The following is a 12,196-nucleotide window of genomic DNA, read 5'->3' as shown; positions in this document are numbered from 1 at the left end:
GTCGCCCCCAGGGCCCTGCCGCCCTTCCCAGCCCCAGGACATGGGCCAAACGGCAAGGAGTCAGGCGCCGATGCCGACCGAGGAGACATGGGCGTAGGCGTTGTAGTCGGAGTCGAGGTCGCTGATGACGTCGTCCCAGATCTCGTCGACGGTGCCGGCGTCTTGGGCGGCCCAGGCGTCGACGAGGTCGCCCCAGATGTAGCGGACGGTGATGGACCGCTGCTGGAGGGTGGGGCGGGATCGTTCGGCGGGTACATGACTCTGGTCGACGGGGTAGATCTCCATGCGGCGACCGCGGCCCTTGTTGTCGAGGTGGCGTGTGAGCCAGCCGGAGCGGATCAGGTTCTCGCGCCGGCGGTGCCAGTACGCGCTGTCGATGCGCTCCCGGTTCGCCGCGGTGGGAACGGACTTGCCCCGCATCCAGGAGCGCAGGGTACGGGCGGTGACGCCTTGGTCCTTCAGCGCGGCGCGGCCCGCGGGGCTGTCGAGGTAGCGCAGGCGGGCGTTGAGGCCTCGCTTGGAGCTGAGAGGGGAGGAGATGCCGGAAGAATAGACGATCCGGTTCAGCTCGAGGATCAGTGCTTCACCGCCCTTCATTCCCCGGGAGTTGAACTTGCCGAATTCTCCCCAGCGGGACCACAGGTCCGGCGAGCCGGCCATCAGCGCTTACCTCCGAGGATGTAGGTCGCCTTCTCCTTGACCTGGTTCAGATCGCGGCCCTCGGGAAAGACGGGGCGCCAGTCGCCGACGACGTGAAGTTCGTCGGTGCCGGAGATCTCAACGACCTGAAGACCGGCCTTGTGCGCCTTGTGGGCTTTCATCCACAGGTTGGCGAATGCCTTGGCCCTGATGATGTGCATCCAGTCCGGGCGACGCAGTTCACGGTTCGCGGACGATTCACCGATGGTCGACACGAATTTAGAGTACATGGCCTTCACATACGCCACTGTCAATTCATCGCCCTCCGCGAGAGCGGTTCTGCGGGATTCGGCGAGCGCGCGACGGAGCTTTTCCAGCAGGGCTTCCGTCGCCCCGGACACCAGGGAGCGGTGGATCACCGGGGCGTCGCTGAGGCCTTGGCGGGCGCAGTCGAGCAGCAGACGCAGTGTCGACTCACTGACCCACAACTCCCCCGGCTCCACTCGATTGCCCAAGGGGTTGGGGAGGTCGGTGTGGTCCCAGTCGGCAGGAGTGATGAGGTGGACACCGGCCTTCTTGCGGTCATGGACGCCGCTGGTGTCCTCCTTCAGTTGCCCGATCGGCAGCCAGCACTTCAGCGCGGACAGATAGGCGGCATTCATGTCGAGGGCGGTCACCTCGATGCTCTCGCCTCGTTTCGCCGCCGCGAGGAGCCCGGCATTCCGCCACTTCGGGCGGCCCTCCCAGATCTCGTCCGCCCCCTTCTGGGACCGCTTCCGCAGAACGTCCTGCGTCGGGGGGAATTCCGAATGCTCGTACCGGCCGCCCACCCGCGACGATTTCAGAAGCCTCATCACGTCCGGAATGGCCATCTTGATCAGCTCGACCTGGGCGGCCTCCATGTCGCCGGAGTCTGCCGCCGCAAGCACCTCGTGGACGCGATCGGAGATCTCCTCGACCAGCGACGCGGCAGCATACGCGGGCGCGCCGCGCCTCAGCCCGGCGGCGGCCGGCGCTGTCGGCGCGGAGTCGGCCGGCGCCGGGAGATCGCCCTCGGGCTCAGGAAGGAGCGCGCCCCCGGAATCCGAGGCGTGCGCAGGCAGGGGCTCGGAAGCAGGTGCGGACTCGGGAGAGTCCTGCACCGGGGCAGCGACGGGCCTGGGGGCGCCGGCGGCAGCCACGGCCGCCGCGCACTCCTCGGCGCTCAAGTGCTGCGGGAAGCCCTCGAGTTCGTCCGGGGTCGGCTGCCCGCACAGTACACAGGGCTGCGCCGCGACAGCGGGCACCAGGACGGCCTGCACGTCGGCAGCCCCGTCCTCGACGGCAGCGGCCGCCGAAGCACCCGCAGGGAGCGGAGACGGCTGCGCTCCCTGCCGGTGCTTCGGCGTTCCGGTCGGCCGGAGACTGTCGAGGGAGCCGTGCAACACACCGGCCGCATGCGTGGGCCCTGCCAACAGATCGAGCACATGCATGCCGTAGTGCGCGGCAAGGAGGTCGACATCCTCCAACGACCAGTGCGCCCGGCCGCCCTGCTTCCGGGACACCTGCGCCTGCGACTGCCCCAACGCCACAGCCAGATCGTTCTGCCGCTCCCCCGCCAGCGCCATCAACGCCGCGACCGTGAGCCTCAGAACCTCCTCCGTACCCATCACAGCCGCAACCCTACCGACTCCCATACGGAATCCGCATAGAAGAGGGCGCTCAGGACGCGGCCGGTGCCGGTTCGGCATGCGGCGGGAGATTCTCGGCACCTGGCACGGAGGCTGACGCGCCGCATGCGCGGCGTAGCGCCGTACGAGCATGCTCGCGGAGCCAGGCGTGTGCGGGGTCGTTGTCGTAGCGCTGATGCCAGGCGAGACAGATCGGGATGCCGGGCATGTCCAGTGGCAGGGGCCGGGTGTGCAGGCCGAGAGCGTCCAGGTCAGGGCGGCTGACGGATTCGGGGACGGCCACGAGCAGGTCGTCGTGGCTGATGAACCGCAGGGCGGTGGCATGGGTGGGGGCGGCGGCGACGACCTGACGGCGCAGGCCGCGAGCCTTCAGTTCGTCGTCGATGGGGTCCCACAGCCGCCCGCGCCGCGAGACCGTGACGTGTTCGGCCGCCGCGTAGTCGGCCAGCGTCATCTCGCCCTGTGCCAGCGGGTGTTCAGGCCGCAGGGCGAGGATCAGCCGGTCGTGGCCGACGATCTCGTGCCGGATCTCGGGAGTGGAGGGCTTGCTGGATCCGGCTTCCAGATCGATGTCCCCGCGCCGCGGATCCTGGATGTCGCTGCTGGCCTCGGCGAGGAAGCGCAGACGGGTGCCGGGGGCCTCCGCCCGCGTCGACCGCTGCAGTGCGGGGCCGGCTGCGGCGGCCAATGCGTCGTGCCACTTCAGGATGAAGGTGCGCGTCAGCGAGGCCGGATCGACCTCGGTGTGCGGGGAGAGCAGTCGGTGGGCCTGCTGCACGAGGTCGTGCACCGATGCCCGCAGGGCCAGCGCTCGGGGCGTGGGCGTCATGGTGCGGCCGGTGCGCACCAGGATCTGATCGCCGGTGGCCCTTCGGATGCGGCCCAGCGTGCGGCTCATGGCGGGGACCGATACGTGCAGGCGGCTTGCGGCGGCCGTGACACTGCCCTCCTCCAGCAGTGCGTCGAGGGCGATCAGCAGATTCAAATCCAGTTGCATCTGGGTTAATCCAGCCTTAGCTAGCTTGCATTTGAAGTTAATGATGCCAGCTCGTAACTTCGAAAGCGAGCAACCACAAGGTCGCGACATTCCACCTCGCTGAGGAGCTTTCGATGAGTGTGTCCCTCACCGCGCACGGCCTCCCCGCCACCGACCTCGAGACCGTCCTGCAGAGTGCTGTCGCCGCGGTGAAGCGCGGCAGCCGGCACCTGCTCAAGCGCTTCGACACCGAGGCGCGCCCCGGTGATCTCGAAGAGATCGTCCGTGACATCCACGCCAACGACGAGGCGATCCTCGCCGTCGTCAAGGAGCCGCTGCTCGCGGCGCGCCCGGGTTCGCAGTGGGCGGAGGACGAACTGGCCGGCGGTGTCCTGCCGGAGGGCGAGTGGTGGGTCGTGGACACCGCCGAGGGCAACATCAACCACATCCACGGCATGGGCGAGTGGTCGGTGACCGCCGCTCTGGTACGCGACAACATCCCCGTGCTGGCGGTGGTCCACGTCCCGCTGACCGGTGACCTCTACACCGCCGTACGGGGGCAGGGTGCGTTCCTCAACGGAGAGCGGTTGCGGATCTCCCCCAAGACCGACCTCAAGGCGGCCCTGGTGGGCACGGGTCAGGCCAAGCCCGGTGAGACGGCGGGGGCGCTGCGGCGGATGGGCGCCTCGGTGACCGCGATGCTGTTCGCCTCCCTGGTCGTCCGCGTTTCGGTGCCTGCGACCATGCAGCTCATCCACGTCGCCGCCGGCCGGATGGACGCCTTCTGGCAGTTCTCCGACGTGCGCTCCGGGCTCCTGCCCGGCGCCCTGCTGGTCGCCGAAGCCGGCGGCCAGGTCACGGACACCCGCGGTGAGCCGTGGACCCTGGCCAGCGAGGACTTCCTCGCCTCGGCCCCCGGCATCCACACGCAGACCGTCGACGTGCTGACCGGCCTGAGCTGACCCGGCCTCCCCTCGGTCCGGGCCTTCCGGCCACGGCCCCGCTTCATCCCTGCCGAACTCGTGGAGTCTGTTGTGAAGATCGCCGTACTCGGTTCCACCGGCCAGACCGGCCGCCTGGTGGTTGCACGCGCCCTGGAGCGTGGCCACGATGTCATCGCCCTCGCCCGTCGACCGGAACGGGTCGAGATCCCGGCCTCGGGGAACCTGCGTGTCGTGCAGGCTGACGTCACCCTCCCGGGAAGTGTCGCGAACGCCGTCGCGGAGGCCGACGTCGTCATCAGCGGCCTGGGCATCACCAAGAAGCAGGACCCGACCGTGCTCACCGAAGGCGCCCGCCAGATCGCCGACGCCGCACCGCGTGTCATCTGGCTCTCCTCCCTCGGCATGGGAGCCACACGGGGAGCACTCGGTGCCTTCAACGGCGCGCTGCTCAAGCGCGTCCTGCGTCACGAGTGGGACGCCAAGGATGCCGCCGGCCGCGCCGTGCGCGACGCCGGCGGCACCACCGTCCACGCGGGACCGCTGAACAACAAGCCCTACCAGGGCAACGGACGGCTCGTCAGAGCCGCCGACTACGCGCCGCGCATGATGCCTCCCATGACGCCCCGCGCGGGCATCGCCGCCTTGATGCTCGCGGAAGCCGAGTCCCCTCGCTTCACCGACGCCGACACCGTCGCCCTGTTCGACAGCCACTGACGCAGCCCGCCGGCTGGCGGCTGACGGCTGACGGCTGGTGTCCGCGATCGCGATCGCGGGTCCGGGGAGAGGGCGGCCTCCACAGATCACGCGTGAATCAGGTGCAGGCGTCTTCGAGGACGACCTGTCGCACGGTGCGCAGCGTCGTCCGGAGGCGGTCCAGGTCGGTGGAGCCCAGCGCGAGGCGAAGTGCCTGTGGTGGGTGGGGCGAGGTGGCGTACGGCTCCGCCGTGGACACCGAGATGTGCTGACGGGCGAGGGTGGCCGTCAGACGGTCGGCCCGTGCGTCGTCGGGCAGCGGCAGCCAGGTGAAGTAGGACGAGGGGTGGCTGACGAGGGGTAGGCCTGCCAGCTCTCGTCCGGCGAGAGCCTGGCGCGCCTGGGCGTCGCCTCGCTTCTGCGCCTCCAGGTGGTCGACCGTTCCGTCGTCGAGCCAGCGGCAGGCGATGGAGGTGGTGAGGGCCGGGGTGTTCCAGGTGGTGGCCCGGATCGCGCGTTCGAGCGCCGGCAGCAGGGGCGGCGGGGCGACGACGAAGCCGACGCGCAGGCCGGTGGCGACGCTCTTGGAGAGTCCCGAGACGTAGACGGTGATGTCCGGCGCGGTCGCGGCCAGCGGCGGTGGCGGCTCCTCAGCCAGGTAGGCGTACGAGGCGTCTTCGATGACGAGGGGGCCGTACTGCCGGGCGATCTTGATCAGGCGGGCGCGGTCGGCCTCCGGCAGGACCCAGCCCAGAGGGTTGTGCAGGGTGGGCATCGTGTAGATCGCGCGCACGGGGCGGGTCGCGCACAGCTTCTCCAGGGCATCGAGATCCGGACCGCCGGCGGTGACGGGAACGGGCTCCAGGTCGAGTTGAAAGGCATGCGCGAGCACTTTGAACCCCGGATAGGTCAGTGCGTCGACCGCGACGACGTCGCCGGCGTTGAGCGTGGCCATGACGGTGATGGCCAGGCCGTGCTGAGCACCGCCCGCGATGACGATCCGGTCCGCGTCCGTGGTGATGCCTCGGCGCGCCAGGTGCCGCGCGATCGAGGCCCTGTCCTGGGGACGCCCTCGATGGGGCTGGTAGCGGAGCAGCGAGTCGAGATCGCCGGAGGCGGCCACCTCCCGCAGGGCCTGCCGCAGGAGGTCGGCCTGGCCAGGCAGGGAGGGATAGTTGAAGCTGAGGTCGACCGCGTCCGTGGCGACGACCTGCTGGTCGATGCCATGACCGGCGGGAACCGTGATGTCGCGTACGAAGGTGCCGCGGCCCTGTTCGCGGCTCACCAGACCCATCGCCTCCAGCTCCGCGTACACCCGCGTCGCTGTCACCACGGCGATGCCCTCGCGGGCGGCGAGAGCACGGTGGGTCGGCAGTCGCGCACCGGCGGCCAGCCGCCCCGACCGGATGTCGGATGCGAGGCCGTCGACCAGGTGCTTGTAGCGCGGGGCTGCCATGCGCCGAATTGTATCCATGACAATTCTTTGACTGTCCTGTTCGCGAGTCCCTACGGTCAGAGCCACCCACCCGGAAGGACGCCCGCCGTGCACATCGCCATCCTCACCTTCGAGGGCTACAACGAGCTCGACTCCCTGATCGCGCTCGGTGTCCTCAACCGCGTCAAGACCGACGGCTGGCGCGTCACCATCGCCACCCCCAGCCCCAGGGTGACCTCGATGAACGGGGTCGTCATCGAGCAGATGTCCACCCTCGAGGAGGCGTGCGCCACGGACGCCGTCATCGTCGGCAGCGGCATCGCCACCCGCGAGGTGGTCGAAGACCCGGCAATCATGAAGGTCCTGCGCGGCCTGGACCCCTCGCGCCAACTCATCGCGGCGCAGTGTTCCGGCGCGCTCGTGCTGGCCAGGCTCGGTCTGCTCGACAACGTCCCCGCCTGCACCGACCTCACCACCAAGCCCTGGGTCGTCGCCGCCGGCGTCGAGGTGCTCAACCAGCCCTTCTACGCCAAGGACAACATCGCCACCGCCGGCGGCTGCCTGGCCTCGCAGTACCTCGCCGCCTGGATCATCACCCGCCTCCAGGGCCACGATGCCGCCGAGAGCGCGCTGCACTACGTCGCCCCCGTCGGCGAGAAGGAGGAGTACGTCGACCGCGCCTGGCGCAACATCACCCCCTACCTCCCCGCCCCTGCAGGAACACTCGCCTGACACGTCGGTTTCAGGCGCCTCGCACTCTCAGGCTCCTCGCTCCGCCCCTCCCCCCGCGAGGGCTTCGGCCCGTCGCCGGTCGAGTTCGCGCTGGACGCGGGTGACGTCCCTGGCGTACGTCCGGTACAGGAGGGTGAGAAAGGCTCCGTTGACCGCCATCAGGATGACGAGGACCCAGAGGAAGACCACCCGCAGGCCCACCGCGTCGCCCAGGAAGCCTGCGCCGAGGCTGAACGCGGCCCAGGCGATGGCTTCGAAGACGGTGATGTAGATCGCGAAAGCGGCGCCGCGGAGTTCGGGCGGCGTGATGGCCATGACCATGGGCCGGTTGACACCGGGGTTGACGCCCTGGGTCAGGCCCATGAGAGCGAAGAAGAGGGCGAACAGCCCGATGCCCCCGTAGTCGACCTGGGTGCCGAAGTACGCGACGAGCCCGAAGGTGAACTGGGCGGCCTGGAGGACGGCGACCAGGCCGTGACGCGGGCTGCGCCGGGAGGACCAGTCGGCGAGGAAGCCGCCCAGCAGCGTGCCGGCGAAGTATCCGATCCCCATCGGGAGGAGGACGAGGGACGCCACCTGTACGGAGAAGCCGTACGCGTCGACGAGGAAGATCACGCCGAACGTGCCGACCAGGAGATGTCCCGACAGCAGCCGGGAGCCGAGGAGGATCACGAAGCTGGGAATGCGGAACAGGGCCGCGACCTGCCGGCGGGTCACCCTGGTCTGTGTCTCGCGCACCGTGCGTTCGAGGTCGGCGAGCTGGTGCTCGGACGCTCCGCGCCCCGGGTCGCGCAGCCAGATCCACAGGGCGATGCCGAACAGGACGTTGATCGCCCCGATCGTCCACAGGCCCCATCGCCAACCGTCCTCGACCCCCGCGAGCTGCCCCTTCAGGGCGGCGAAGACCGAGGAGGCCAGCGCGAGGCCGCCGTACAGCATGCCGAAGGCGCGGCCCCGGGTCCTGCTGTCGAAGAGGTCCCCGACGACGTCGGTGGCGATCGGTCCGGCGGCCGCGTAGCCGGCCGCGAGAACGGTGCACAGGACGAGCAGCTGGGTGAAGTTCTGGGCGAATCCTGCAGCGATGCCGAAGGCTCCCCAGAATCCGGTGGCCAGGACGAGGACGCCCTTGCGGGACCAGCGCTGGGCGACCCACACCCACAGCGGCCCGGCCAGTACGCCGACTGTCTTTCCGGCGGCGGTCAGGATGCCCAGCGCGCCGAGCGAGACGCCGAGCGCCTGCCGGATCACCGGGAACAGACCGCTGATCAGGCTTGCCTCGGTGTTGTCGACGAGCAAGGCGCCGCCGAGCAGGGAGAGCTGCCGCCAGCGGCCCTTCACCGTGGTGCCGGTCGGGTCCTTCGTGGTTCTGGAGGGATCCTCGATAAGCTCGGGCATCACGCCACCTCTTTTCTTCGCATCGTTCTTCGCAGGAGTTGTGAGAGAGGGGTGTCAGCCGGTGACGGGGTTGCAGCCCCGTCACCGGCCTTGTGTACCGACGTGCGATCCCGGTCTTCCGGACCGGTGTTCCGGACCGGTCATCCGAGCCGGTCATCCGAGCCGGTCATCCCGACCGGTCCGGTCCGGCCATTCCGACCGGCCATCCCGACCGGTCGGCGCGTCAGAGCTTCGCGAGTTCTTCGGCGACCAGCCGGAGCTTCTCGGCGGGCAGCATGCCGCCCGCCATCGCGGCGATGTCGATCAGCGGGGTCGGCCCCAGGAACTGCAGGAGTTCGGAGTCGGCGATCCCGGGCAGGTGCCGCTTGAGGATGTCCCCTGCCACCGGGTCGCCGAGGAGCGTCGCGACGGGTGTGCGCAGGGACAGCCGTCCCTGCGGGTAGTCCTCGATGCGCGGCAGCGGCACGGCCGCGCTCTCGGCCTGGCCACGCTGGGCCCGTACGAGCAGGTGCGCGTCGGTCACCGCGCCCTCGGCGGGCAACCCGAGCCGTTCGTACTGGCTGGCCGGGGCTTCGGTGCTCCGCATGAGTTCCACGAGCAGTGTCGCGAGCCGCAGCTCCACCTCGTCGTCGACGAGGGGAGCGAGCTGCTCGGGGTCGTCGTGCAGGTCGAACAGCAGGCTGCCGTGGTGGTACGGGTTGACGAAGGTGCGGCCCGGCATCCGCAGGGTGCGGACGCCCTTGGTGAAGCCGAAGGGTTCTGCGAGTTCCACGTCCGCCAGCTCCGCGGGCGTGAAGCGGCCCCGCATGTGCGTCGGCATCAGCGTGTGTTCCTCCAGCGGGGCGTTGGAGGCGCCGACGGGCGCGCGCATGTAGACGTACCGGCCGTCGGTGATGTTCACGTGCCCGCCGTGGATGCCGAACAGGCCGGCCTCGCGCACGTCCGTGTCCGCCGCGACGGACAGGGGCGCGCCCTGCATGTCGGCCGGGCGCTCGACGCCGAAGTACTCGAGGAGGGTGGGGGCCAGGTCGATGGTCTGTACGAGGGTGTCGCACCGCCGGCCCGCGCCGCCGGAGCGTGGATCCCAGGCGAACAGGGGCAGATGGACGAGCTCGTTGTACCAGGGCTGGACGGACTTGCCCCACCAGCCCTTCTCGCCGAGCAGCAGGCCGTGGTCGGTGTTGACGATCAGCAAGGTGTCGTCCCAGAGGCCGTACGCGTCCATGGCGTCGAGGACCCGGCCCAGCGAGTGGTCGCACATGGAGAGCAGGGCGGCGTACTCGAACCCGGCGTGCGCGACCTGGTCGTCCGTCTCGACCACCCGCTTGTAGTCGGGCCAGTCGAAGTGCGGTCCTTCGTAGGCGTGCGGGTAGAGGTCCTTGTACCGCTGGTGGCTGAAGAACGGTTCATGCGGATCGAAGGTCTCGATCTGTACGAACCAGCGGTCCTCGGCGTGGTTGGTGCGGATGAACTCGAGACCGGCGTCGAAGGTGAGCGTCTGGGGGTGCCGGTCCTCGGTGGCCATGTGGGGCCGGTTCACCCAGTCCTGGCGGTACACGGCCGAGCGCATCCGCTTGAGGTCCTCGGGGATCTCCGGGTCGGCCACCTGTCCCTTCCACGGGTCGCCCTCCTGGCCTCGGAAGAACTCCCAGGAGTTGTACCGGCCGTGGTAGGTGGCGCCCCCGTCCTCCCAGTAGTGCGGATGGTCGCTGACCAGATGCGTGTACACCCCGTTCTGCTTCAGCAGCTCGGGCATCGAGTCGTCGAAGGGTTCCAGCGGTCCCCAGCTGCGGTGCAGGAAGTTGTAGCGTCCGGTGTGCAGTTCGCGGCGGGCCGGCATGCACGGCATCGACCCCGCGTACGCGTTGTCGAAGGTCACCGTCCGTTCGGCGAGCCGGGCGAAGTTCGGGGCGTGTGTCCAGTCGCCACCGTACGGCGGCAGCATCCGCCGGTTGAGGCTGTCGAACATCACCATGATCGCCCTCATCGGATGGGCTTCCCTTCGGTCAGGCGCAGCTCCATGCGCTCAAGCCACTCCACCCACCGGTCGACGGCCCGGGCTCCGAGCCGGTGCAGTTCCTCGTGAACCTGACGGGTGAGCTCCTGGTCGAGTTCGGGGATGGGGTCCTCGAAATGGAGCACGCGATCCCGGTCACGGTTGCGGGCGATCTGCTCGCGCCGGTAGTCGAGTTCGGTGCGCACGAGCCGTACGGCGGCTTCGCGGTCCAGGGGGACGGTGATCGAGAACCGGGCGACGAAGTCGACCTCCTGGAAACGGCTGGTCGGCTCGTACGGGCTGCGCACCCAGGCGAGGAGGGCCTCCCGCCCCGCCTCGGTCATCCGGTACACCTTGGCGTCCGGCCGGCCTTCGCGCGGATCGACCTGGTGGGCCACCCAGCCGGCCGACTCCATGGCGCGGAGCGCCCGGTAGATCTGGCTGTGGTGCGCCCGCGACCACAGGAACTGCCCTTCGGTGTCCAGCCACTTGCGCAGGTCGTAGCCGCTGTGGGGCCGTTGCGCCAGCAAGGAGAGGAGGACGTACTCCAACTTCACAGACCCAGCTCCTATGTGCAATGTTTCCTATGTGCGGCCATTCATATCCTTGAGACAGGGGCTCGTCAATGCGTTGTTGCATGCCTGAAGCCGAAAGTTCACATCAGGCGGGTCCGATCGCCCCGGCTCCGGCTCCGGCTCCGGCTCCGGCTCCGGCTCCGGCTCCGGCCCAGGCGCCGGCTCAGGCCCTGGCCCCGACTCCGGCGCCACCCGCCCACGACGAGAAGCGGCTGCCAGGTGGGCGCTTCCTCATGGGTGACGCCTTCGGGGAGGGCTACCCCGACGACGGGGAAGGCCCGGTCCACGAAGTCCGGATCGCCTCCTTCTCGATCGACGTCACGACGGTGACCGTCGCCATGTACGCGGCGTTCACGGAAGCCACCGGGTACGTCACCGTGGCCGAGCGTGAGGGGAACTCGGCCGTCTTCCACCTCGCCGCCGCAGCCGAGCGGAGCGACATCCTCGGCGCCGATCCCTCCGTGCCGTGGTGGCTCCGGGTCCGGGGCGCCGACTGGCGCCACCCGCACGGCCCGCTGTCCGACGCCGATCCGGACCACCCCGTGGTCCACGTGTCCTGGGACGACGCGACGGCCTACTGCGCGTGGGCGGGGCGGCGGCTGCCGACCGAGGCCGAATGGGAGTACGCCGCCCGCGGCGGACACGAGAGCAGGCGCTTCTCCTGGGGCGATGAACCGACCCCGGACGGCCGGTGGCAGTGCAACATCTGGCAGGGGCCGTTCCCCTACGCCAACACCGGGGCCGACGGATGGCTGGCCACCGCTCCGGTCCGCTCGTACCCCCCGAACGACTTCGGCCTGTACGAGGTGAGCGGCAACGTCTGGGAGTGGTGCGCCGACTGGTTCGCCGCCGACTCCTACACGCGGTCTCCACGTCAGGACCCCCGCGGCCCCGAGAAGGGAACCCGACGGGTCGTGCGGGGCGGCTCCTACCTGTGTCACGACTCCTACTGCCACCGCTACCGGGTAGCCGCCCGCTCGGCCAACACCCCTTCCTCCAGCAGTGGCAACTGTGGCTTTCGCACAGCGACGACGGCGGGCGGCGGCCCGCCGTCCCCGGGCGGCGCGAACCCGTCCTTGCGCTGACCACGGTCGGCCGGCCCCAACGACCTAGTCGCCGTTCGCGTCACGGCCCGACGCCT

Annotated in this window: 11 protein-coding genes; 4 read left to right on the top strand and 7 right to left on the bottom strand. The window is 69.8% G+C overall.

Annotated elements, in window-relative coordinates; all coding sequences use genetic code 11:
- Positions 1 to 60: 60 nt before the first annotated feature.
- Genes ACFQ79_RS05975 through ACFQ79_RS05965 form a run of 3 tightly spaced genes read right to left on the bottom strand, consistent with a single transcriptional unit; the run spans position 61 to position 3,306 of the window.
- Positions 61 to 660, bottom strand: a complete 600-nt coding sequence (locus tag ACFQ79_RS05975; protein ID WP_383579605.1) for a hypothetical protein — start codon at positions 658 to 660, stop codon at positions 61 to 63.
- Positions 660 to 2,288, bottom strand: coding sequence for an acyltransferase (locus tag ACFQ79_RS05970; RefSeq protein WP_383579645.1), 1,629 nt, complete (start codon positions 2,286 to 2,288; stop codon positions 660 to 662). Before ACFQ79_RS05970 ends, ACFQ79_RS05975 begins: the two co-directional genes overlap by 1 nt.
- 52 nt (positions 2,289 to 2,340) lie before the next feature.
- Positions 2,341 to 3,306 carry a LysR family transcriptional regulator gene (locus tag ACFQ79_RS05965; RefSeq protein WP_383579604.1) on the bottom strand — a complete coding sequence of 322 codons (966 nt, stop codon included), beginning with the start codon at positions 3,304 to 3,306 and terminating at the stop codon, positions 2,341 to 2,343.
- Positions 3,307 to 3,419: 113 nt separating this feature from the next.
- Here ACFQ79_RS05965 and ACFQ79_RS05960 point away from each other — a divergent pair, with 113 nt between their 5' ends.
- Together ACFQ79_RS05960 and ACFQ79_RS05955 are read left to right on the top strand one after the other, a co-directional pair.
- Positions 3,420 to 4,247 carry an inositol monophosphatase family protein gene (locus ACFQ79_RS05960; protein WP_383579603.1) on the top strand — a complete coding sequence of 276 codons (828 nt, stop codon included), beginning with the start codon at positions 3,420 to 3,422 and terminating at the stop codon, positions 4,245 to 4,247.
- Positions 4,248 to 4,319: 72 nt separating this feature from the next.
- Positions 4,320 to 4,943 carry an NAD(P)-dependent oxidoreductase gene (locus ACFQ79_RS05955; RefSeq protein WP_383579602.1) on the top strand — a complete coding sequence of 208 codons (624 nt, stop codon included), beginning with the start codon at positions 4,320 to 4,322 and terminating at the stop codon, positions 4,941 to 4,943.
- Positions 4,944 to 5,040: 97 nt separating this feature from the next.
- Here ACFQ79_RS05955 and ACFQ79_RS05950 read toward each other — a convergent pair whose 3' ends face one another.
- Entirely contained in the window at positions 5,041 to 6,378 is a 1,338-nt protein-coding gene (locus ACFQ79_RS05950; protein WP_383579601.1) for a PLP-dependent aminotransferase family protein, read from the bottom strand.
- An 87-nt stretch (positions 6,379 to 6,465) separates the two neighbouring features.
- Here ACFQ79_RS05950 and ACFQ79_RS05945 point away from each other — a divergent pair, with 87 nt between their 5' ends.
- A complete protein-coding gene (locus tag ACFQ79_RS05945) occupies positions 6,466 to 7,089 on the top strand; it encodes a DJ-1/PfpI family protein (RefSeq protein WP_383579600.1) in 624 nt (207 codons plus the stop codon).
- Positions 7,090 to 7,116: 27 nt separating this feature from the next.
- Here the strand turns inward: ACFQ79_RS05945 and ACFQ79_RS05940 are convergent, their stop codons facing one another.
- The 3 genes from ACFQ79_RS05940 to ACFQ79_RS05930 all read right to left on the bottom strand — a co-directional run bounded on the left by ACFQ79_RS05940 (position 7,117) and on the right by ACFQ79_RS05930 (position 11,037).
- Positions 7,117 to 8,484 carry an MFS transporter gene (locus ACFQ79_RS05940; protein WP_383579644.1) on the bottom strand — a complete coding sequence of 456 codons (1,368 nt, stop codon included), beginning with the start codon at positions 8,482 to 8,484 and terminating at the stop codon, positions 7,117 to 7,119.
- 223 nt (positions 8,485 to 8,707) lie between these two features.
- A complete protein-coding gene (locus tag ACFQ79_RS05935; RefSeq protein ID WP_383579599.1) occupies positions 8,708 to 10,471 on the bottom strand; it encodes a sulfatase in 1,764 nt (587 codons plus the stop codon).
- Entirely contained in the window at positions 10,468 to 11,037 is a 570-nt protein-coding gene (locus ACFQ79_RS05930; protein WP_383579598.1) for a PadR family transcriptional regulator, read from the bottom strand. Before ACFQ79_RS05930 ends, ACFQ79_RS05935 begins: the two co-directional genes overlap by 4 nt.
- 80 nt (positions 11,038 to 11,117) lie before the next feature.
- Between ACFQ79_RS05930 and ACFQ79_RS05925 the strand changes: the two genes are divergently transcribed.
- On the top strand, positions 11,118 to 12,140 hold the full coding sequence (locus ACFQ79_RS05925; protein ID WP_383579597.1) for a formylglycine-generating enzyme family protein: 1,023 nt from the start codon (positions 11,118 to 11,120) through the stop codon (positions 12,138 to 12,140).
- Positions 12,141 to 12,196: the final 56 nt, after the last annotated feature.

Origin of the sequence: Streptomyces sp. NPDC056480, from assembly GCF_042795405.1 — a bacterium.
Lineage (GTDB): Bacteria > Actinomycetota > Actinomycetes > Streptomycetales > Streptomycetaceae > Streptomyces.
The sequence above is the reverse complement of the archived record's forward strand: the minus strand, read 5'-3'. Positions and strand labels throughout refer to the sequence as shown.

Bases quoted from the DNA above. Each gene is read 5' to 3' on its own strand.
- ACFQ79_RS05940 (WP_383579644.1), bottom strand. From the start codon at position 8,484: ATGCCCGAGCTTATCGAGGATCCCTCCAGAACCACGAAGGACCCGACC.
- ACFQ79_RS05965 (WP_383579604.1), bottom strand. From the start codon at position 3,306: ATGCAACTGGATTTGAATCTGCTGATCGCCCTCGACGCACTGCTGGAG.
- ACFQ79_RS05960 (WP_383579603.1), top strand. From the start codon at position 3,420: ATGAGTGTGTCCCTCACCGCGCACGGCCTCCCCGCCACCGACCTCGAG.
- ACFQ79_RS05935 (WP_383579599.1), bottom strand. From the start codon at position 10,471: ATGAGGGCGATCATGGTGATGTTCGACAGCCTCAACCGGCGGATGCTG.
- ACFQ79_RS05975 (WP_383579605.1), bottom strand. From the start codon at position 660: ATGGCCGGCTCGCCGGACCTGTGGTCCCGCTGGGGAGAATTCGGCAAG.
- ACFQ79_RS05970 (WP_383579645.1), bottom strand. From the start codon at position 2,288: ATGGGTACGGAGGAGGTTCTGAGGCTCACGGTCGCGGCGTTGATGGCG.
- ACFQ79_RS05950 (WP_383579601.1), bottom strand. From the start codon at position 6,378: ATGGCAGCCCCGCGCTACAAGCACCTGGTCGACGGCCTCGCATCCGAC.
- ACFQ79_RS05925 (WP_383579597.1), top strand. From the start codon at position 11,118: ATGCCTGAAGCCGAAAGTTCACATCAGGCGGGTCCGATCGCCCCGGCT.